The 20,169-nt window shown below is 71.1% G+C and carries 18 protein-coding genes and 1 pseudogene; 8 read left to right on the top strand and 11 right to left on the bottom strand.

The window, feature by feature from the left end; translation table 11 throughout:
• Positions 1-122 precede the first annotated feature (122 nt).
• The 7 genes from AC07F0_RS15255 (at position 123) to AC07F0_RS15225 (ending at position 6,705) form a co-directional block, all read left to right on the top strand.
• Positions 123-890 (top strand): DeoR/GlpR family DNA-binding transcription regulator, encoded by a 768-nt coding sequence (locus AC07F0_RS15255; RefSeq protein ID WP_399410330.1) that lies wholly within the window; start codon positions 123-125, stop codon positions 888-890.
• Positions 891-987: 97 nt separating this feature from the next.
• Positions 988-2,361, top strand: a complete 1,374-nt coding sequence (locus AC07F0_RS15250) for an ABC transporter substrate-binding protein (RefSeq protein ID WP_478978838.1) — start codon at positions 988-990, stop codon at positions 2,359-2,361.
• The gene (locus tag AC07F0_RS15245; protein WP_399410326.1) at positions 2,358-3,299 is read left to right on the top strand and encodes a carbohydrate ABC transporter permease; all 942 of its coding nucleotides are present in this window, start codon (positions 2,358-2,360) and stop codon (positions 3,297-3,299) included. Before AC07F0_RS15250 ends, AC07F0_RS15245 begins: the two co-directional genes overlap by 4 nt.
• Positions 3,296-4,147 (top strand): carbohydrate ABC transporter permease, encoded by an 852-nt coding sequence (locus AC07F0_RS15240; RefSeq protein WP_399410324.1) that lies wholly within the window; start codon positions 3,296-3,298, stop codon positions 4,145-4,147. Before AC07F0_RS15245 ends, AC07F0_RS15240 begins: the two co-directional genes overlap by 4 nt.
• Positions 4,144-5,133, top strand: coding sequence for a zinc-dependent alcohol dehydrogenase family protein (locus tag AC07F0_RS15235; protein WP_478978835.1), 990 nt, complete (start codon positions 4,144-4,146; stop codon positions 5,131-5,133). The genes AC07F0_RS15240 and AC07F0_RS15235 overlap by 4 nt, the downstream gene beginning before the upstream one ends.
• A 74-nt stretch (positions 5,134-5,207) precedes the next feature.
• Positions 5,208-5,429: a hypothetical protein gene (locus tag AC07F0_RS15230; protein ID WP_478978832.1), complete on the top strand. Its 222-nt coding sequence runs from the start codon at positions 5,208-5,210 to the stop codon at positions 5,427-5,429.
• A gap of 64 nt (positions 5,430-5,493) precedes the next feature.
• A complete protein-coding gene (locus AC07F0_RS15225; RefSeq protein WP_478979135.1) occupies positions 5,494-6,705 on the top strand; it encodes a TerD family protein in 1,212 nt (403 codons plus the stop codon).
• Positions 6,706-6,771: 66 nt separating this feature from the next.
• Here AC07F0_RS15225 and AC07F0_RS15220 read toward each other — a convergent pair whose 3' ends face one another.
• The 8 genes and pseudogenes from AC07F0_RS15220 to AC07F0_RS15185 all read right to left on the bottom strand — a co-directional run bounded on the left by AC07F0_RS15220 (position 6,772) and on the right by AC07F0_RS15185 (position 16,006).
• Positions 6,772-7,347: a TetR/AcrR family transcriptional regulator gene (locus tag AC07F0_RS15220; RefSeq protein WP_478978829.1), complete on the bottom strand. Its 576-nt coding sequence runs from the start codon at positions 7,345-7,347 to the stop codon at positions 6,772-6,774.
• Positions 7,348-7,492: 145 nt separating this feature from the next.
• Positions 7,493-8,530 carry a LacI family DNA-binding transcriptional regulator gene (locus AC07F0_RS15215; RefSeq protein ID WP_478978826.1) on the bottom strand — a complete coding sequence of 346 codons (1,038 nt, stop codon included), beginning with the start codon at positions 8,528-8,530 and terminating at the stop codon, positions 7,493-7,495.
• 57 nt (positions 8,531-8,587) lie between these two features.
• Positions 8,588-8,992, bottom strand: a complete 405-nt coding sequence (locus AC07F0_RS15210) for a VOC family protein (RefSeq protein ID WP_399410315.1) — start codon at positions 8,990-8,992, stop codon at positions 8,588-8,590.
• Positions 8,993-9,200: 208 nt separating this feature from the next.
• Positions 9,201-10,250 (bottom strand): 1-aminocyclopropane-1-carboxylate deaminase, encoded by a 1,050-nt coding sequence (locus tag AC07F0_RS15205; RefSeq protein ID WP_478978823.1) that lies wholly within the window; start codon positions 10,248-10,250, stop codon positions 9,201-9,203.
• 37 nt (positions 10,251-10,287) lie between these two features.
• Entirely contained in the window at positions 10,288-10,929 is a 642-nt protein-coding gene (locus tag AC07F0_RS15200) for a GntR family transcriptional regulator (RefSeq protein WP_399410311.1), read from the bottom strand.
• Positions 10,930-11,019: 90 nt separating this feature from the next.
• A complete protein-coding gene (locus tag AC07F0_RS15195; protein ID WP_478978820.1) occupies positions 11,020-12,603 on the bottom strand; it encodes a TROVE domain-containing protein in 1,584 nt (527 codons plus the stop codon).
• Between the two features lie 361 nt (positions 12,604-12,964).
• Positions 12,965-14,406, bottom strand: a pseudogene (locus AC07F0_RS15190) (alkaline phosphatase PhoX).
• Positions 14,407-14,587: 181 nt separating this feature from the next.
• A complete protein-coding gene (locus AC07F0_RS15185; protein WP_478978817.1) occupies positions 14,588-16,006 on the bottom strand; it encodes a hypothetical protein in 1,419 nt (472 codons plus the stop codon).
• Between the two features lie 306 nt (positions 16,007-16,312).
• On the opposite strand from AC07F0_RS15185, the gene AC07F0_RS15180 reads away from it, so the two are divergent.
• A complete protein-coding gene (locus AC07F0_RS15180) occupies positions 16,313-18,142 on the top strand; it encodes an endonuclease/exonuclease/phosphatase family protein (protein ID WP_478978814.1) in 1,830 nt (609 codons plus the stop codon).
• Between the two features lie 57 nt (positions 18,143-18,199).
• Here the strand turns inward: AC07F0_RS15180 and AC07F0_RS15175 are convergent, their stop codons facing one another.
• From AC07F0_RS15175 to AC07F0_RS15165, 3 genes are all read right to left on the bottom strand, one after another.
• A complete protein-coding gene (locus AC07F0_RS15175; protein WP_478978811.1) occupies positions 18,200-18,886 on the bottom strand; it encodes an antibiotic biosynthesis monooxygenase in 687 nt (228 codons plus the stop codon).
• Positions 18,887-19,166: 280 nt separating this feature from the next.
• Complete coding sequence (locus AC07F0_RS15170; RefSeq protein WP_478978808.1) at positions 19,167-19,571, bottom strand: DUF3618 domain-containing protein; 405 nt, start codon at positions 19,569-19,571, stop codon at positions 19,167-19,169.
• Positions 19,568-19,987, bottom strand: coding sequence for a phage holin family protein (locus AC07F0_RS15165; protein ID WP_478978805.1), 420 nt, complete (start codon positions 19,985-19,987; stop codon positions 19,568-19,570). Before AC07F0_RS15165 ends, AC07F0_RS15170 begins: the two co-directional genes overlap by 4 nt.
• Positions 19,988-20,169 lie beyond the last annotated feature (182 nt).

Below are 20,169 nucleotides of genomic sequence, written 5' to 3'. Positions count from 1 at the left end.
CACATCCGGGCACGAACACTTCCGCAACAGACCTGGTCGCCGTGGAGCACCCGCTGTAGAACTTCCCCCATGGCCCACCGAGGGTCCGAACGGGCAGCACAGCAGGAAGGCGGGTGACGGCCATGACCAGAACCGCGGAAGAACGCCAGCGCGAGATCGTGCTGGCCGCACGGCGCGCCGGCTCGGTCGATGTCACCGCCCTCGCCGCCGAACTCGGCGTGGCCAAGGAGACCGTACGGCGGGACCTGCGTGTCCTGGAGGACCACGGCCTGCTCCGCCGCACCCATGGCGGCGCCTACCCGGTGGAGAGCGCCGGCTTCGAGACGACGCTCGCCTTCCGCGCCACCAGCCACGTCCCCGAGAAACGCCGCATCGCGACCGCCGCCGCCGAACTCCTCGGCGACGCCGAGACCGTCTTCGTCGACGAGGGCTTCACCCCCCAGCTCATCGCCGAGGCACTCCCCCGGGACCGGCCGCTGACCGTGGTCACCGCGTCCCTCCCCGTCGCCGGCGCCCTCGCCGGGACCGACACCGTGTCCGTCCTGCTGCTCGGCGGCCGGGTCCGCTCCGGCACCCTCGCCACCGTCGACCACTGGACGACGAAGATGCTGGCCGGTTTCGTGGTCGACCTCGCGTACATCGGCGCCAACGGCATCTCCCGCGAGCACGGCCTCACCACCCCCGACCCGGCCGTCAGCGAGGTCAAGACCCAGGCGATCCGGGCCGCCCGCCGCACGGTCTTCGCGGGGGTGCACACCAAGTTCGGAGCGGTCAGCTTCTGCCGGTTCGCCGAGGTCGGCGCGCTGGAGACGATCGTGACGAGCACCCTGCTGCCCGCGGCCGAGGCCCACCGCTACTCCCTGCTCGGACCGCAGGTCATCCGGGTCTGACCACCCACCGCCCCTACACCCCTTCACCCCTTGTTCCCACAGGGCACCTTCACGCCCTGCGATGCCCCTTATCTCCCCATACATCCAGGAGCGATCCATGCGAACCCAGAGCCGACGACGGCCACCGCGAGCCACGCTCGCCATGGCCGCCGCAGGGACGCTGCTCGCCCCGCTGCTCTCCGGCTGCTGGGTCGGCGCGGGCGGGGCCGGATCCGGCGGTGACGCCATCAACGTCCTGATGGTCAACAACCCCCAGATGGTCGAGCTCCAGAAGCTCACCCGCGCCCACTTCACCAAAGAGACCGGCATCAAGGTCAACTTCACCGTCCTGCCCGAGAACGACGTCCGCGACAAGATCAGCCAGGACTTCGCCAACCAGGCCGGCCAGTACGACGTCGCCACGCTGTCCAACTACGAGATCCCGATCTATGCCCGCAACGGCTGGCTGCACGAGATGAACGGCTATCTGGCCAAGGACCCGGCCTACGACGAGCAGGACGTCCTGAAGCCGATGCGCCAGTCCCTCACCGGCGACGACGGCAAGCTCTACGGCCAGCCCTTCTACGGCGAGTCGTCGTTCCTGATGTACCGCAAGGACGTGTTCCGGAAGAAGGGCCTGACGATGCCCGCGCACCCCACCTGGCAGCAGGTGGCGGACCTCGCGGCGAAGGCGGACGGCGCCGAACCGGGCATGAAGGGCATCTGCCTGCGCGGACTGCCCGGCTGGGGCGAGGTGATGGCCCCCCTGACCACCGTCGTGAACACCTTCGGCGGCACCTGGTTCGACAAGGACTGGAAGGCGCGGCTCGACTCCCCCGAGTTCGAGAAGGCGACGAAGTTCTATGTCGACCTGGTCCGCGAGCACGGCGAGTCCGGCGCCGCCCAGTCCGGCTTCGCCGAGTGCCTGAACAACATGACCCAGGGCAAGGTCGCCATGTGGTACGACGCCACCTCCGCGGCCGGATCCCTGGAGGCGGCGAACTCCCCGGTCAAGGGCAAGATCGGCTACGCCCCCGCCCCCGTGGAGAAGACGAGGTCCTCCGGCTGGCTCTACACCTGGGCCTGGGGCATCCAGAAGGCCTCCCGCAACTCCGACGACGCCTGGAAATTCGTCTCCTGGGCGTCCGGCAAGAAGTACGAGCAACTGGTCGGCGACCAGATCGGCTGGTCCAACGTGCCCGCCGGCAAGCGGGCGTCGACGTATGCCAACGCCGACTACCGCAAGGAGGCCGCCGCCTTCCAGGAGATGACCAAGGAGGCCATCGAGGGGGCCCGGCCGAACGATCCCGGCGTGCAGCCGCGGCCCGCGCCCGGCATCCAGTTCGTCGGCATCCCCGAGTTCACCGACCTCGGCACCAAGGTCTCGCAGGAGATCAGCGCGGCCATCGCCGGACGCCAGTCAGTCGAGTCGGCCCTGAAGAAGTCGCAGGCGCTCGCCGAGAAGATCTCCGAGGAGTACGAGGGACGATGACCGCCATGACCACGGCCCCCGTGGCCGCTCCCGAGACGCGCACCCCGGTCCGCCGGCCCTCCGCCCGCCTGCGTGCCTGGGCCACCCGCGCCCCGCTGCTCCCCGCCCTGATCTTCATGATCGTCGTCACCCAGCTGCCCTTCGTGGCCACGCTGGTGATCTCCTTCTTCGACTGGAACTCCCTCTATCCCGACGCCCGGCACTTCACGGGCCTCGGCAACTACCAGGAGGTCCTCACCGACGCGGACCTGCGCCAGTCGGTGTGGACGACCGTCCTGCTGACGGTGGCGGTGGTCCTGGCCAGCCTGGTCCTGGGACTCGTGCTCGCCCTGCTCCTGGACCGGAAGTTCCGCGGCCGGGGCATCGTACGGACGCTGCTGATCGCACCCTTCCTGGTGGTACCGGTCGCGGCGGCCCTGCTCTGGAAGCATGTGCTCTACAACCCCGAATACGGCCTGTTCAACGGGTTGTTGCACTATGTGGGCGGCCCACAGCCCGACTGGATCTCCAACACCCCGCTGCTCGCGGTCGAGGCGTCGCTCGTCTGGCAGTGGACGCCGTTCATGATGCTGATCCTGCTGGCCGGCCTGCAGAGCCGTGACCACCAGCAGATCGAGGCGGCCCGGGTCGACGGCGCGAGCGACTGGCAGATCTTCGTCCACCTGACGCTCCCGCATCTGCGCCGCTACCTCGAACTGGGCGCCCTGCTGGGCTCGATCTACATCGTCCAGAACTTCGACGCCGTCTTCACGATCACGTCCGGCGGCCTGGGCACCGCCAACCTCCCCTACACCGTCTACCAGAGCTTCTACCAGGCCCACGAGAACGGCCTCGCCTCGGCCGCGGGCGTCCTGGTGGTCATCGGCTCGATCATCATCGCGACCTTCGCCCTGCGCGTGGTGTCGTCCCTGTTCCGCGAGGAGGTGTCCGGCGCATGAGCACGAACGCCCTGCGTGTGAGCCGTGTCCGAGGCAAGGGTGCGGGCCTCGGCCTGCTGGCCTGGCTGCTCGGCATCGCTTTCTTCCTGCCCATCGCGTGGATGGCACTGACGTCCTTCCACTCCGAGCAGGACGCGGCGACCAACCCGCCGTCCTTCGCCGCCGCCCTGACCCTGGACGGCTACCGCGAGTTCTTCGGCGCGGGCGGCGGCGCGAGCCCTTGGCCGGCGCTGATCAACTCCACCGTCGCGTCCGTGGCCTCGACCCTGCTGGTCCTGCTGCTGGCCTTCCCGGCGGCGTACGCGCTGTCGATCAACCGCGTCCGCAAGTGGACGGACGTGCTGTTCTTCTTCCTCTCCACCAAGATGCTGCCGGCGGTCGCGGGCCTGCTCCCGATCTACCTCTTCGCCAAGAACGCCGGGATGCTCGACAACATCTGGCTGCTGGTCATCCTCTACACCTCCATGAACCTGCCGATCGCGGTGTGGATGATGCAGTCGTTCCTCGCCGAGATCCCGGTCGCGGTGATCGAGGCGGCGAAGGTGGACGGGGCCCGGCTGCCCACGATCCTCGCGCGCGTGGTCGCCCCGATCTCCCTCCCCGGCATCGCCGCCACCGCCCTGATCTGCTTCATCTTCAGCTGGAACGAGCTGCTGTTCGCCCGGGTGCTCACGGGTGTGGTCGCCGAGACCGCCCCCGTCTTCCTGACCGGCTTCATCACCAGCCAGGGCCTGTTCCTGGCGAAGGTGTGCGCCGCGTCGCTCGTCATCTCCCTGCCGGTGCTCGCCGCGGGGTTCGCCGCCCAGGACAAGCTGGTCCAGGGCCTGTCGTTGGGAGCCGTCAAATGAAGGCCGCCGTCATCGAGTCCGTGGGCAAGGCCGTCGTCGCCGAGGTCCCGGACCCGACGCCAGGGCCGCGCGAGGTCGTCGTCGAGGTCGCGGCCTGCGGGCTGTGCGGCACGGACCTGCACATCCTCCAGGGCGAGTTCGCCCCCCAGCTGCCGATCGTGCCCGGGCACGAGTTCGCGGGCGAGGTGGTCGGGGTCGGCACCCAGGTCACGGAACTGTCGGTGGGCGACAGGGTCGCGGTCGACCCCTCCCTCTACTGCTACGAGTGCCGCTACTGCCGCACCGGCCACAACAACCTCTGCGAACGCTGGGCGGCGATCGGCGTCACGACGGCCGGAGGCGCGGCGAAGTACGCGCTCGCCCCGGTGGCGAACTGCGTGAAGCTCCCCGACCACGTCCGCACCCAGGACGCGGCCCTGGTGGAGCCCCTGTCCTGCGCGGTACGCGGCTACGACGTGCTCCGCTCCCGCCTCGGCGCGCACGTCCTGATCTACGGCTCCGGCACGATGGGCCTGATGATGCTGGAGCTGGCCAAGCGCACGGGCGCGGCGAGCGTGGATGTCGTCGACGTGAACCCGGCCCGCCTGGAGACGGCCCGCCGCCTCGGCGTCTCGGCGTCGGCCGCGAGCCCGGACGAACTCGACCGCCCGCAGGGCTGGGACCTGGTCGTCGACGCCACGGGCAACGCGGCGGCGATCCAGGACGGTCTGGACCGGGTGGCGAAGGCCGGCACGTTCCTCCAGTTCGGCGTGGCCGACTACGCGACCCGCGTGACGATCGACCCGTACCGCATCTACAACCAGGAGATCACCATCACCGGCTCGATGGCGGTGCTGCACAGCTTCGAGCGCGCGGCGGAACTCTTCGCGAACGGTGTCCTCGACCCCGACGTCTTCATCAGCGACCGCATCCCGCTGGAGCGGTACCCGCAGGCGCTGGAGCAGTTCGCGTCAGGGGTCGGCCGCAAGATCGTGGTCGTGCCGTAGGGCGGCGGACCCCTGTGGGCGGGGGCAGGCGAAATTCGCTGGGGCGCCTGCCCCCGCCCCCGTACGCTCACGGCATGCCACGACCCCACGGATTCGCTTACGAGCAGCACGCGGGCGGAACCGTCCGCATCACCCACCACGGCCACCCCGCCACCACCCTGAACGGCCCCCGGGCCGCCCAGTTCCTCGCCGAGGTGGAGACCTCCGACCCGCAGCTCGTCATGGCCCGCTGGACCGGCAACTACAAGCGGGGCAACGAACGCACGGCCCGGGACCACCCCCGCAATCGCCGCTGACCCGATTGGCGGCAAGGTAAGGGAACGGCAAAACCGCCTCGCTCGTTCACCCGGCATGACAGCTATGACCCCCGGCTCGAACATCCCCCTGTCCGCCGCCTGCGTGACGGTGGACGTCGCCGCCCCGGTGCGGCTCGACGTATCGGGCCTGCTGCTCACCGCCGACGGCAAGGTGCGCTCCGACGACGACTTCATCTTCTACAACCAGCCTTCGGGCGCGGGCGTGACGTACCGCTCGGGCGGCGGTACCGCGCCTGACGCGATCGTGGTCGACACAGCGGCCGTGCCGCCCGGCATCGAGAAGATCGTCGTCACGGCCAGCCCGGACGCCGCGGGCCAGACCTTCCGGGGCATCGAACCGACGGCCACGATCCGCAACGCGGACGACAACTCCGTCCTGGCGTCCTTCACGCCCCCGCAGCTCGGTGACGAGACGGCGCTGGTGATCGTGGAGATCTACCTGCGCAACGGCCAGTGGAAGGCCCGGGCCGTCGGCCAGGGCTACGCCAACGGCCTCGCGGGCATCGCCACGGACTTCGGAGTCACGGTGGAGGAACCGGCCGCGGCAGCCCCGGCCCAGCCGGCGACCCCGCCGCCGGCGCCGATGCAGCCGCCGGTGGCTCCCCCCGCCCCGCCCGTCACCACGCCGGCGGCGCCCCCGGCTCCGGCCACACCTCCGCCGCCCGCCCCCGGCGCCGGGAAGATCAACCTCGACAAGGGCCGCGTCAGCCTCCAGAAGAACCAGACCGTCTCCCTGATCAAGGGCGGCCGCCCCCTGCTCTCCCAGGTCAAGATGGGCCTCGGCTGGGAGCCGGCGTACCGGGGCAAGGACATCGACCTGGACGCCTCGGTCATCGCCTACGGCCCGCAGCGCAACCACATCGACAGCTGCTACTTCGGCAAGCTGTCCATCGTCGGCGGCGCGATCAAGCACTCCGGCGACAACCTCACGGGTGAGGGCGGCGGTGACGACGAGGTGATCGTGGTCGACCTCGGCCGCCTCCCGCAGGAGGTCACCGGCCTGGTCTTCACGGTCAACTCCTTCTCCGGCCAGAAGTTCACGGAGGTCGCCAAGGCCTACTGCCGCCTCCTGGACGCCACGACCGGCGAGGAACTGGTCCGCTTCGACCTCACCAGCGCCGAGCCGCAGACCGGCGTGATGATGGCCAAGCTGATCCGCCAGTTCTCCGGCGAGTGGGAGATGACGGCGATCGGCGACTTCGTGAAGTCCCGCACGGTCAGGGGAATGGTGAAGCCGGCGGCCCAGGCGCTGTAACGCAGGCACCGCCGGCCCCGTAGGACGCCTCCTGCTCAGGGGGCGTCCGGTGTCCGGCCCGACGGGTCAGCGACGCCGGGCCCCCAGCCCCTCCGTCAGCAGTGTCAGATAGCGGCGGAGGTGGCCGCCCTCCCCGTCCGCCAGCTCCGCCGCCGTCGACACGCCGTGAGCCAGTCGCAGGACGTCGACCGGATCGACGTCTCGGCGGAGCGTGCCCTCCTCCTGTGCCGCCCGGACCAGGCGCCCCGCCGCGTTCCTCACGGAGTCACCGCAGGCCGTGGCCACGGCCGAGCCGCTCTGCGTGACGGCCGGGCCGAGCAGGGCCCGCAGGCCGCGCATCTGGACCATCCCGGCGCCGAGTTCGTACAGCCACTCCCCCAGCGCCTCACCCGGCGGCAGTTCCGCCGCGAGTTCGTCGGCCCGGGCCGCGATCGCCTCGACGCGGTCGAGGTACGCGGCCTCCAGCAGCGCGTGCCGGGTCGGGAAATGCCGGTACAGGGTGCCCGAGCCGACCCCGGCCCGCTTGGCGATGTCGTCGAGCGACGCGCCCTCCCCGTGCTCGGCGAAGGCCTCGGCGGCCACCTTCAGCAGCCGCTCGTAGTTGCGCCGAGCATCCGCCCGCATGGGCCTGACCTGCGCCATGCAGCCACTCCTCACGAACCGGGGACTCAAGAACCGGAGACCCTCTCCGCACCCTATCGAGAACGGCAGGCGGCCGGAGGTCCGCACACCCGCCGCCCGTTGGAGAGGACGTTGAGATCTGCCAGGCGACCTGGAGGGTGACGGGTCAGGCGGAGGCGCGGACCACCAGCTCGGGCACCACCCACGCGTCCGCGCCCCGCAGCGGCTCCTCACCCGCGCGCAGCCGGGCCACCTGTTCCACGGCCAGCCGCCCCAGCTGCCGCTTGTCGATGTGCAGGGTGGTCAGGGCGGGTTCCACCAGCTCGCCCAGGGAGAGACCGTCGAAGCCCAGCACCGCCAGATCGTCCGGGACGCTCCGGCCATGGCGGCGGGCGGTGCGCATCGCCCCGACCGCGATCAGGTCGTTGAAGCCGAAGACCGCGGTGATCCCGGGCCGCGCCGCCAGGAGCCGTTCCATCCCGGCCTCGCCACCGGCGACGCTGTGCTCCGGGCACACCACGACCCACTCCTCGTCGACCGGCAGTCCGAGCCGCCGCACGTGCTCCAGGAAGGCCAGCCTGCGCGGGCCGGGGCCGTGCACGCCGTCCAGCATGCCGATCCTGCGGTGCCCCGCGCGGAACAGGTGGTTCAGGCCCTGCTCGACTCCGGTGGCGGCGTCGATGCCCACGGCCGCGAACCGGGTCTGCTGCGGGCCGCGCTCCAGCAGCACCAGCGGCACGCCTCCGAGGTGCTTGGTGAGGACGTCGTCCGGGTCCTTGAAGTAGCCCACGACCGCGTCCGCCTGGTGGGAGAGCACGTCGAGCGCCTGCCGCTCCCTGGCCTCGTCGATCCGGGAGTCCCAGACGACCACCTGCCAGCCGCGCTGCTCGGCCGCCTCCAGCACCCCGGCGGCCACCTCGGGGAAGAAGGGGTTCCGCAGGTCCGGGATGACCAGGCCCGCCGTCACCGCGCCCTTCTGGACGAGTCCGCGCGCGAAACGGCTGGGCCGGTAGTCCAGGAGCCGGGCCGCCTCCAGGACCCGTTCCTTGGTGGCCGGGTCGATCTCACCCTTGTCGTTGACCGCCCGGGAGACCGTCTGCCGTGACACCCCGGCCAGTCGTGCGACGTCGTGGATCGTGGCCCGGCGCCGGGCGCCCTCGGGCCGCTCGGCACCCGGCTCCGCCCGCTGATCGTCGGTCCACATGCTGAGCACTTTATCCGGCTGGGGATCCCGCCCGGCAGGGGCGGCCGCGCGGGCCCCTCAGTCGTCGAGCTCGGTGAAGAGCGTCAGCTGGAGGGCGCCCGGGGCCTCCAGCCGGGAGTTCAGGGAGTTCCAGGGGGTGCGGGTGGGCTCGGCGACCACCTCGGCTCCGGCGGCGGCCAGCTTCGCCGTGACGGCGACGGAGTCGTCCACCTGGAAGGCGACCCGGACATGTCCGGCCACCCGCCGCCCCACCTCCACCTCGTCGATGAAGGCGGCGTGGTTCGGGTCGGTCAGCTCCAGGGTGGCCCGCCCGGCCTCCAGGATCGTGACCCGCCCGTCCTCCGAGGCGAACGCGCCCTGCTCGGTCAGGCCGAGCACGTCCCGGTAGAAGTGCAGGGCGGCGTCGTAGTCGTCCGCGGTCACGACCAGGCGGAGTTCTCGCACGGCTGGTTCGTCGGGCATGGGGGCTCCTCCGGGGGCTCGGTCAACCGCTGACAACCCACGTGCCGGCCGGGTGATTCCCGCGCGGCCGGGAGGAGGCCGGCCGCGCCCCGTCAGGGGCGCGGGGAACTGCGCGAACGACCACGACGCACCCGCAGCCTTCCACCACCGCGACCCGGCAGACGAGAAGCCCGGCGCAGCGCTACGACGGGGTTCTCACAGTCACTGCTCAGAACAGCGCGCTGTACGCGTTCAGCGCCGGCTGTCCGCCCAGGTGGGCATAGAGGACCGTGGAGTCGCGACCGATCTCGCCCCGGGAGACCAGGTCGATCAGCCCGGCCATGGACTTCCCCTCGTAGACGGGGTCGGTGACCACCCCCTCCGTCCGCGCCGCGAGCCGCATCGCCGCCAGGGTGGACTCGTCGGGGATGCCGTATGTGCCCGCGTGGTACCGCTCGTCGAGTTCGACGTCGGACTCCGTCACCTCACGCTTGAGGCCGATGAGCCGCCCGGTGTTGTGCGCGATCCGGGCGACCTGGCCACGGGTCGCGGCGGGTTTCGCCGAGGCGTCGATGCCGAGCACGCGCCGGGGCCGCCCGCCCGCCTCCTCCAGCGCCGCGAACCCGGCGACCATGCCGGCCTGGGTGGAGCCGGTCACCGAGCACACGACCACGGTGTCGAAGAAGACACCCAGCTCACGCTCCTGCTCGGCGACCTCGTACGCCCACCCGGCGAAACCCAGGCCGCCGAGCGGATGGTCGGAGGCGCCGGCCGGAATGGCGTACGGCTTGCCGCCCGCCTCCTCGACCTCCCTGAGCGCCTGCTCCCAGCTCTCCTTGAACCCGATCCCGAACCCGGCCTTCACCAGCCGTACGTCGGCGCCGGCGAGGCGGCTGAGCAGGATGTTGCCGACCTTGTCGTACACGGCGTCGGGCCAGTCCACCCAACTCTCCTGCACCAGCACGCACTTGAGCCCGGCCCGGGCGGCGACCGCCGCCACCTGCCGGGTGTGGTTGGACTGCACTCCGCCGATCGACACGAGCGTGTCGCAGCCCTTCGAGAGCGCGTCGGCGACCAGGTACTCCAGCTTGCGGGTCTTGTTGCCGCCGTAGGCGACACCGGAGTTGCAGTCCTCGCGCTTGGCCCAGAGGGCGGCGCCACCGAGGTGCGCGGTCAGCCGCTCCAGGGGATGGACGGGCGAGGGCCCGAAGAGCAGGGGGTAACGCTCGTACGAGGCGAGGGACGAGGAAGACGAAGAAGGGGACGGCGAAAGGGACATGGGTCCTCCCGGGGTCGGGACGGGATGGCGATCGGTCTCAGTCGGCGAGCTCTTCGAGCCCGCGCCAGATCTCCGCCGTGACGCGGACCGCCTCGGCCACGTCACGGGCCGCGCAGGCCTCGATCAGCCGCTCGTGCAGCCCGGCCGAACGGCAGCTGCCGCCCTCGCCGAAGCGCTGTCGCTCCAGACGGCGGATGAGCGGGGTGTAGCGGGCGACGGTCGCGGCGGCGGCGCGGTTGCCGCTCACCCGGACGAGGACGTCGTGCAGCGCGTCGTCGGCGCGCAGGGCCCCGTCCACGTCTGCGGTGCCGACTGCGGCGGCGAACCGCTGGTTGGCGGCGCGCATCGCCTCGATGTCCGCGGCACCCAGCCGGGGCACGGCGATCCGCGTCACGAGCTCGTGCATGGCGCCGACCACGGCGGCGGCGTCCCTGACGTCGGAGGCCACGAGCGGGGTCACCCGGGTGTAGCTCTGCGGCTTGCTCTCCAGCAGCCCCTCGTCCACGAGCCGGGAGAACGCCTCCCGCACCGGCGCCCGGGACAGCCCCAGCCGCTCCGCGAGCTCGGCATCCCGCACCACCGCACCGGGTTCGATCTCCCCGGCCACGATGGCGTCCCGGATCGCCTCGTACGCCCGGTCCCTGAGCAGGGTCCGGGACACGGGCCGAATGGCCTCCATAACTGAAATGTTAGATGTCAATCCCGGTGAGAACAAGCCCCCGGACGAGATCGTGGCCCGCACTCCCCTCGCGGTGCGGGCCACGGCCCCTCAGGCCGCCCAGGGCCAGTCGGCGTCCCGGGAGGCCTCGATCAGCGGCACCATCCGGAAGGCGGTGTCCGACAGGCCTCCGAAGACGTGCCTGTTCGCGGTGCCCGACGGACCGTGGCCCGCCCGGTATCCGGCGAGGTTCCAGGTGTAGACCGGCACGCCGGCCGGGACCTGCTCCGTCGGGTCGCCCCGGTGATGCTGCGCGTACTGCTCGTCGGTGACGATCAGCACCCGGTCGTGCTTCCGGTAGTGCCGGCGCACCGCCTCGGTGGTGTCGGTGCCGCCCAGGTCGCCGAAGCGGCCGAGGATCTTCAGCACCGACTCGCCCTCGCGGAACCTCACGCGGTCGCTCGTCGAGCCGAACTCGACCAGGTCCGCGCGCTCCGCCCGCAGCGCGAGCGCCGTACCGAAGATCGCGGCGGCGTCGGCGCGGTTGAGCTCCGACCGGTCGGACAGCCGCGACCAGAACATCGATCCCGAGCGGTCCACGAGCACCAGCGTCCGGCCGGGCAGCGCGGGCACGTTGGCCAGCGAGTGGCCGAGCGCCCGCTCCAGCGCGTACGACCAGCGCAGTGACGGCGCGTGCTGGTACGCGGCGAGGTACCGGAAGGGGAACTGCCGGGAGCGCGCGACCTCGGCCGGGTCGCTGATCCGCGCGGCGACACGCTCGGCGACCTCGTCGGACACCCCGGCCTCGTCGAAGTTCCGCAGGTTGCGCACGAGCGCCATGGTGCCCATGGACGGGATCACGGCCTCCCAGGCCGTCTTGTCCATCGGCCCCTGGAGCCAGCCCGCCAGCGTCTCCCACGTCATCCCGGCCGCGGCCAGCCGCTCGGCACCGCCCTCGGCGGTCACGACCGCGCGCCGCTCCGCCACCGGCAGCGCCATCAGCCCACGGTGCGCGGTGAGGACGCGGTCCGACGCGGGCGGCACCGCGGTGTCGGGGTGGTGACGTCGGTCGAGGGCGTACTGGAACAGCTCGCCCTGCCACGGCTTGTCCGGGTCCGGGGCGGCGTGCACGAGGTTGAGGACGTCGCCGAAGCGGTACCCCTTGGAGGCGGTGTCGTACTTCAGCAGCGCCTTGCCGTGGTAGAGCCGGCGTACGGCGTCGGCGATGCCGCGCTTGACCGGCTTGGGCACGTTGCGGCCGTACATCGCCGTCCAGTAGGCGAGCAGTTCGCCGGGCTCGTCGGGCCGCTGGAGCACGGAGGCGACGACCTGCCGGCCCGTCGGGCCGCCGGTCGCGCCCGCGTCCAGGCGGGCCTTGACGTACTCGGCGGCGCCGACGACGGAGGCCGTACGCAGGTTCCCCTCGCCGCGCAGCCAGCCGAGCAGGCCGGCCGTCCACGCCGGGTCGGTGACGGCGAGTTCGCGCACGAGCTTGGCGAAGCGGTCGTCGCGGTCGGCGCCGGTCTCGTAGAAGGTCTGCTGGGAAACGAAGTGGGACACGGCGAGCAGGAAGAGCTCGGAGCGTGCGTCACGCTCGCGGCCCCGGCCGCCCTCGTAGGTGCGCAGCACCCGCCCGGTGGAGGTCACCCGGGAGACGGGACGTGCCCGCGCCGCCTTGCCGTTGAATCGCGCCATGATGAATTCCCCCGAATTCTTTACAGGTTCCCGAATACTTGAAAGGTTTCCGGGGGAAGCGCGCATGAGAAAGTTGGGCGCCCGAGGACAGAAGTCGGCAACGGACTTATCCGGATGCTCTGCCGATTGAGCTACAGCGACCCGAAGTCGCTGACGGGATTCGAACCCGCAACATTCCGATCAAATGAAGTAACCGTTGCCTGCGCACCGGGCACCCACCTCATGCTGCGCCTCCCGAGATCAAGTCGGCGGCGGCGTCGGATTCTTTGGAAGAGAAGTAGCCGCTGCCATCGCACCGGGAGGTGCGTGACGTTGTGATCTCACTGTAGGAGGCGCAGTGCGGGACCTGCGAGTGAATTAATTACCGCTTCTGCCGCTTCCAGGGGCCGGTGATGGCGAGCAGGATGCCCGGCGTCTGGATGCTGGCGAAGAGGGTCCGGCCGTCGGGCGAGAAGGTGACACCGGCGAACTCGCTGTACTCCGGCTCCTCTTCGGTGCCGATGTTCAGCTCGTTGCGGCGATCGGGTAGGTCCGGCCGCTGTCGGTGGCCCCGAAAAGGTGCTGCACCCCTTCCCCGTCCTCGGCGATGACGAGGCCGCCGTACGGGGAGACGGTGATGTTGTCGGGACCGTCGAACGCGCCGTCCTTCGAGGGGTCGGGGTTCACACCGAGCATGACCTTCAAGGTCAGCGTCCGGCGCTTGGGGTCGTAGAACCAGACCTGGCCGTCATGCTGGACGGGGCTCTCCTCACGGGCGTACGAGGAGACGATGTAGGCGCCCCCCTCGCCCCACCACATGCCCTCCAGCTTGCGGGCGCGGGTGACCTCGTCGGCGGCGAACTGCTTGCGCACGGGGGTGGCACGGGCGTCACGGTCGGGCACGTCCACCCAGTCGACGCCGTAGACGGTGCCGGTCTTGGTGGCGCGGGACAGGTCGTCGACGAACTTCCCGCCCGAGTCGAAGCACTTGGGCGCCTGGAGCACACCGGCGTCGTCGGCGAGCTCGCGGAACTTTCCGGGGCCGTACGCGAATCCCTTGGGCGGGGTCCAGCGGAAGAAGAGGCCGTTGGGGCCGGCGGCGTCCTCGGTGAGGTAGGCGTGGCCGCGCTTGGGGTCGATGACCACGGCCTCGTGGTCGTAGCGGCCGAAGAACTTCAGCGGCTTGGGGTTCCGGTTGGCGCGCCGGTCGCTCGGGTCGACCTCGAACACGTAGCCGTGGTCCTTGGTCATGCCGTTGACGCCGGCCCTGTCGGAGTTCTCCTTACAGGTGAGCCAGGTGCCCCAGGGCGTGCGGCCGCCCGCGCAGTTGGTGGAGGTACCGGCGATGCCCACCCACTCGGCGACCCGTCCGTCGGGGCGTATCTCGACGACCGTGCAACCGCCCGCCGCGGCCGGGTCGTAGACGAGGCCCTCGGTGAGCGGCACCGGGTACTTCCAGTTGGCGCGCGGGCCCTTCAGCTCGTGGTTGTTGACGAGCAGGGTGGTGCCGCGGGGGCCGTCGAAGGTGGCGGTGCCGTCGTGGTTGGACGGCGTGAACTCGCCGGACTCCAGCTTGGTCTTTCCGCTGTGGGTGATGATGCGGTAGGTGAAGCCCTCGGGCAGGGCGAGGATCCCCTCGGGGTCCGGTACGAGCGGCCCGTAGCCGACCCCGTGCCGGGCGTCCGCCGCGCCCTCCGCACTGTCGGTGTCGTAGGACGCGAGGGCGTTGGGCCCGGTGGCGAGGGCGCCGACACTGCCCGCCAGCGCGACACCGGCACCGGTGATCGCGGAGTTTCTGGCGAAGTCCCTGCGGGTGAGCGACATGGGTGTCTCCTGTGACGGTGGATATGCCGTGGAGGGTGGCGGACCTCGATCACGGCCACCGTCCCGCTCATCCATGAACGCCGGTTGAACACCGCCCTAAGGGGCGCGGGACTGTGTTCATATGCGGCTCCGCCGCGCGGGCGCGACAAGCCAACAACAGCCCCGCACGCGCAAAACAGGCTCAACCACCCTGCTGCGAGCGCGCCTTGAACGCGGCCTTCCGCGCCTCCTTCGCAACCTTCTTGTCGGGATGCAACCGCCCCATCGCCTCCAGCACATCAGCGGTAGCGGGATGCTCGACCCGCCACACAGCCTCGAAAAACCCGCCGTGCTGCCGCGCAAGCCCCTCGACCAACGCCCGCAACTCCTCGGAGTTGCCCTCGGCAGCCAGCTGCGCGGCCACCGTGTCGATGGTCAGCCAATAGACCATCGCCTCCGACGGCGCGGGCACATCCACCGCACCATGCTCGGTCAGCCACACCCGGGCGAGCCCGCCCAGCTCGGCATCATCGAGCACCTCCCGCAACGCCGGCTCGGCCGAAGCACCCACCAGCGACAAGGCCTGCTGACAGCGCAGCCGTCGCAGCGGCGCCCCGGCGTCCGTACCCCGCGCCGCCGCGAGCAACTCCCTGGCCGCGGCGAGCGATTCCCGCCGCTGGAGCCACTGCTCCGTCTCGGCCTGCGCAGCACCGGGCGGGAACGCCGCCGTGCCGTCGAGCAGCGCGTCGGCTCCCTTGTCCGCGAGGTCCCCGACGGCCGGCGCCTCGAACCCGGCCTCCAGCAGCCGGGCCCGCAGGCCGTACAGACCGAGCGGGGTGAGCCGGACCATGCCGTACCGGGAGACGTCGGTGTCGTCGACGGGCGCCGCGGGCTCCTCGTCGGCCTCGGCCATGAGCGCCTCGTCGACGGGCTGGTACGTCACGAGCCCCACCGGCTCCAGCGTCCGGAACTGGTTGTCCAGCCGCATCATCGCGTCGGACACCTGCTCAAGGACGTCGTTGGTCGGCTCGCCCATGTCGCTGGGCACGATCACCGACGCGGCCAGCGCGGGCAGCGGCACGGGTGCCTCGGCGGGCGTGTCCTCGCCGACGGTCAGCAGATAGAGGTTGCCGAGCACACCGTCGAGGAACTCGGCCTCGGCCTCCGGGTCCCAGTCGAGGGCGGAGAGGTCGACCTCGCCGTCCTCGGCCACGAGCCCGTCCAGGTCGGGCACGCTCGCGTCGGCGAGCACCGTCTCCACGGCCGCGAGCCACACCGCGAGCACGTCCTGCGGCGAGCCGCCGGTGAGCAGCGCGAGGTCCTCGCCCGCCGTGACGGTGCCCTCCTCCTCGTCGAGGATCTTGACGAGCCCGGTGTCCACGGCCACCCGCCACGCCTCGCTGGCGTCGGCGGCGGCGTCGTCCCCGCTCAGGCCGAGCACCTCGGCGGCCGTGGGCAACTGCTCGTCGACGAGCCCTCCCCCGGCGTCGACCCGGGTCTCCGGCCCGGCCCAGCGGGCCAGCCGGGCGGCCCGGGACAGCAACGGCGTGGACAGCGCGTCGCGCGCCAGCTCCGCTTCGGAAGTCAGCCGCACCGGCGGCAGGGGGGAGCTGTCTGACATCGGCTGTTTCTCCTAGCGGCGCCTCATACGACTCAGCCGCTCAGCCTAGACGGATTTACACCCATGCTGCCTACTTCATGTCCCCGTCAGGGGTGGTACATGGCCGAAACCTTGACAAGTGCCCTGAGCAGGCTGGAGATTGACGCGCGTAGAAGTCGGCGGACACTTGTTCACCGGGCCAGCCCCACAGGCCTGCCGGTCCACCGCCTTCTACGCGCGTCACACCGCCCGCCCCACAGGTAGCGGCAGACAGTCCACGCTCCACCCTCGTCCCGGCGCCCTGTCACGTCCCCGGAGGGATTCCCGTTGCCGAGCAAGTCGTCCGCGCGCCTCGCCGCGCTCACCGTCGCCGCCGCGTGTTCCGCGGCATCCACGATCGTCCTCACCACACCCGCCCACGCGGACTCGGTCCGCATCCACGACATCCAGGGCAGCACCCGGATATCGCCCTACGCCGGCAAGCAGGTCACGGACGTGGCCGGAATCGTCACCGGCATCCGTACCTACGGCTCGTCCCGCGGCTTCTGGATCCAGGACCCGAACCCGGACGCCGACCCGGCGACCAGCGAAGGCGTCTTCGTCTTCACCGGCTCCGCTCCGAAGGGGGTCGCCGTCGGTGACTCCGTCACGGTCAGCGGCACGGTGTCGGAGTACGTCCCCGGCGGCACCGCCTCCGGCAACCAGTCCCTGACCGAGATCACCAAGCCGACGACCACGGTCGTCTCCAGCGGCAACCAGCTCCCCGCCGCCACGACGATCGACGCGCAGTCGGTCCCCGCCGCCTACGCGCCGGCCGGCGACACCACGGCGAACGGCTCGATCAACGCTCTTCCCCTCAAGCCCTCGGCGTACGCCCTGGACCGCTACGAGGCGCTGGAGGGCATGACCGTCCGCGTCACCGACACCCGGGTCGTGGGCGCCACCGACCCGTACACCGAACTCTGGGTGACGGTGAAGCCGCACGAGAACCGCAACCGCCGCGGCGGCACGGTCTACGGCTCCTACGACGCCCAGAACACCGGCCGCATCCAGATCCAGTCCCTCGGCGCGACGGCCGACTTCCCGAAGGCGAACGTCGGCGACACCCTCACCGGCACGACGGCGGGCCCGCTCGACTACAACCAGTTCGGCGGCTACACCCTGGTCGCGAGCGAACTCGGCACGCTCAAGTCCGCTGACCTGAAGCGCGAGACGACGCGCAAGCAGCGCTCCTCGGAACTCGCGGTCGCCACCTACAACGTCGAGAACCTCGACCCGGCCGACGACACCTTCGCCGAGCACGCCTCCGCGATCGTGAACAACCTGAACTCGCCGGACATCGTGTCCCTGGAGGAGATCCAGGACAACAACGGCGCGAAGAACGACGGTACGGTCGCCGCCGATCAGACCATGACCAAGCTGATCGACGCGATCGTCGCGGCCGGCGGCCCGGCGTACGACTGGCGCTCGATCGACCCGGCCGACAACACGGACGGCGGTGAGCCCGGCGGCAACATCCGCCAGGCGTTCCTGTTCAACCCGGAGCGGGTCTCCTTCACGGACCGCGCGGGCGGCGACGCCACGACGGCGACCGGCGTGACGAGGATCCGCGGCAAGGCGCACCTGACGCTCAGCCCCGGCCGCATCGCCCCCGCCGACGAGGCCTGGAAGAACAGCCGCAAGCCGCTGGCCGGCGAGTTCGCCTTCCGCGGCCGCACCGTCTTCGTGATCGCCAACCACTTCAACTCCAAGGCCGGCGACCAGGGCCTGACCTCCCAGTACCAGCCGCCGTCCCGCGGCTCCGAGACCCAGCGCCACCGGCAGGCCACGCTGGTGAACGCCTTCGTCAAGGACATCCTCGACACGCAGAAGAACGCGGATGTCATCGCCCTGGGCGACATCAACGACTTCGAGTTCTCGCAGACCGCGAAGCTCCTCGAGGGCCGCGGCGAACTCTGGTCGGCGATCAAGTCGCTGCCCGGGAGCGAGCGCTACTCGTACGTCTACCAGGGCAACAGCCAGGTCCTCGACCAGATCCTGATCAGCCCGTCGATCCGCCGCGACTGCGACTTCGCGTACGACAGCGTGCACGTCAACGCGGAGTTCAACGACCAGATCAGCGACCACGACCCGCAGGTCCTGCGCTTCCGCCCGTAGCCCCCGGCCAGGGGCCGGCTGCACCGAAGGTCCAGCCGGCCCCAGGGCACACCGCCCTCACCCGGGCACGAGCCCCAGGGCATGCCGGTACCGGCTCCCGCTCACCCCCTGCACCCCCGGGTACGTCCGCACCCGCTCCCACGTGTCGGTCCCGGGCGCGGCCAAGGCCTTGTCGTAGGCCTGGCCGCTCTCCCACTCGGCGTAGTTCAGCACATGCCCGCCGTCGGTACTCAGATGGAAATGGGCGGAGATCAGCCCGGCGTGCCCCTCCGGGTCGTCAGCCAGAGCCTTGAGCACGAGATCGACCCACTCCTTGCGACGCTCCCCGGCCTCTTCCTCGAAGTCGATCCGCACGGTGACGATCAGCTCCGGCACCCGCAGATCCCCGACGGCCCGTTCCCGGCTGCGGTACCGCCGGTACCGCCCGAGCCCCAGCCGCTCGATCCCCGGCACGGCGGTGTCGATCTCGTCGACCCGCTCCTGCCGATGCGTCTTGACGAAGGCCTCGTAGGCCTGCTCGTCGCTCCACTGCGAGTAGTGCATCAGCGCGGACCCGTCGTGTCCCGCGTAGACGTGGTATCCCAGCAGGTCACCGGCGGGCCACGGCCGGCGCTCCCACGTCCGCGCGATCGTCTCCACGGTCCGCTGCTGCCGCTCGGGGGTGCCGACTCGCCAGGTGCTGAAGAAGGGAGCACCGGTCCGGGGATCGGTGAGGTCGGGGGGCTGCTCGGTTCGACGGCTCATGGAACACTCCAGTCGTATGCGCCGGTTGCTGCACACGCCACCTTTCAACCTCGACCAAGCTTGAGGTCAAGCGAGGGTTGCCGCGCAGCCCGGCGGGCCACCGCTGGAGTCGGGTGGAGCACCCCCATCAAGGCACTGGGGGAGGCACGACGGCCCGCAGCCAGGTGCGCCCGCACCCGCGCACGCACGGAAGGGGACCGCACCGCGCCGTTCCGAGAACGGACCCCCTCCCGGCACGACCCCGACCCACCGCACCCGGTCAGGCGACCCACCGCCCCGCTCAGCGATGCACGAGACGCCAGACAGGTCCGTGCGCAGCCTGCTGCCGACGCCGCAGCACCCCGACCGTCACCACCACAGCCCCCGCAGCCGCCCCGGCGACCAGCACCGGCTTGGGATGCTTCGCACCGGCCCGGACGACACCCCGCACCGGCCGAGGCCCCGCGTGCGTCACATGCGTCGCCTTGTCGTGCACGGTGTGACCGGCCTGCGCGGCGCTGCTCCGCAACTGCACCGTCATGGCCCCGGCCTTGTCCCGGAGATCGGCCGCCCGCGCCCGCGCACGCCCCTTCACATCCGCCTTCCCCGCCAGCTCTTCCACCGTGTTCCCGAGCTCACCACGGGTCCGTTCGATCTGCTGCCGCAGCTCATCGGGCCCCTTGGCCCCACCGGTCGCGTCCGTCATCGATGCGCCCTTTCCCTGATCTCCTCCACGTCCGCCCTGACACTGCCGAGCGCCTCCTCAGGCGTGGGAGGCGTGGCCCGGCGCAACTGCGCCCGGCCGGCAGCGCCCAGCACGGCCGCGATCACGAACAACACCCCCGTCACGATGAGCGCGGCGGCCCAGACGGGCAGGACCAGCGAGAGGGCGGCGACCCCCGTCCCGGCCAGCGCGAGCAACCCGGCGTAGGCGACGGCGCCCGCCGCACCGAGCAGCCCACCGCCACGCCCCGCACGCCGCCCCTTCTCGGCCAGCTCCTCCTTGGCCAGAGCCAGTTCCTGCCGCACGAGCCGGGAGAGCTGCTCCGCGGCCTGTGAGACGAGCTCGCCCACGGAGTGGTGCTCGTCGCGCACGGCCCGATGATCGATGGTCCCGGTCACGGTGTTCCGCCTCCTCTCGACGTAGGAACCCCCGAGTACCCGGCCCGTCACCAGCTACCCCTGAAGCGCTACCCCCGCAGACAGCCTGCCCGGCTCCCTGCAGCCGACGCGGCCGGAAGGCACACCTGACGAATCCGGAAAGCACCCCTAACGAATACCGGGTAGCAGAATTAACTGGAGCT

This window comes from Streptomyces sp. NPDC045955 (genome assembly GCF_056430805.1).
This window is presented reverse-complemented; position numbering and strand designations above follow the sequence as displayed.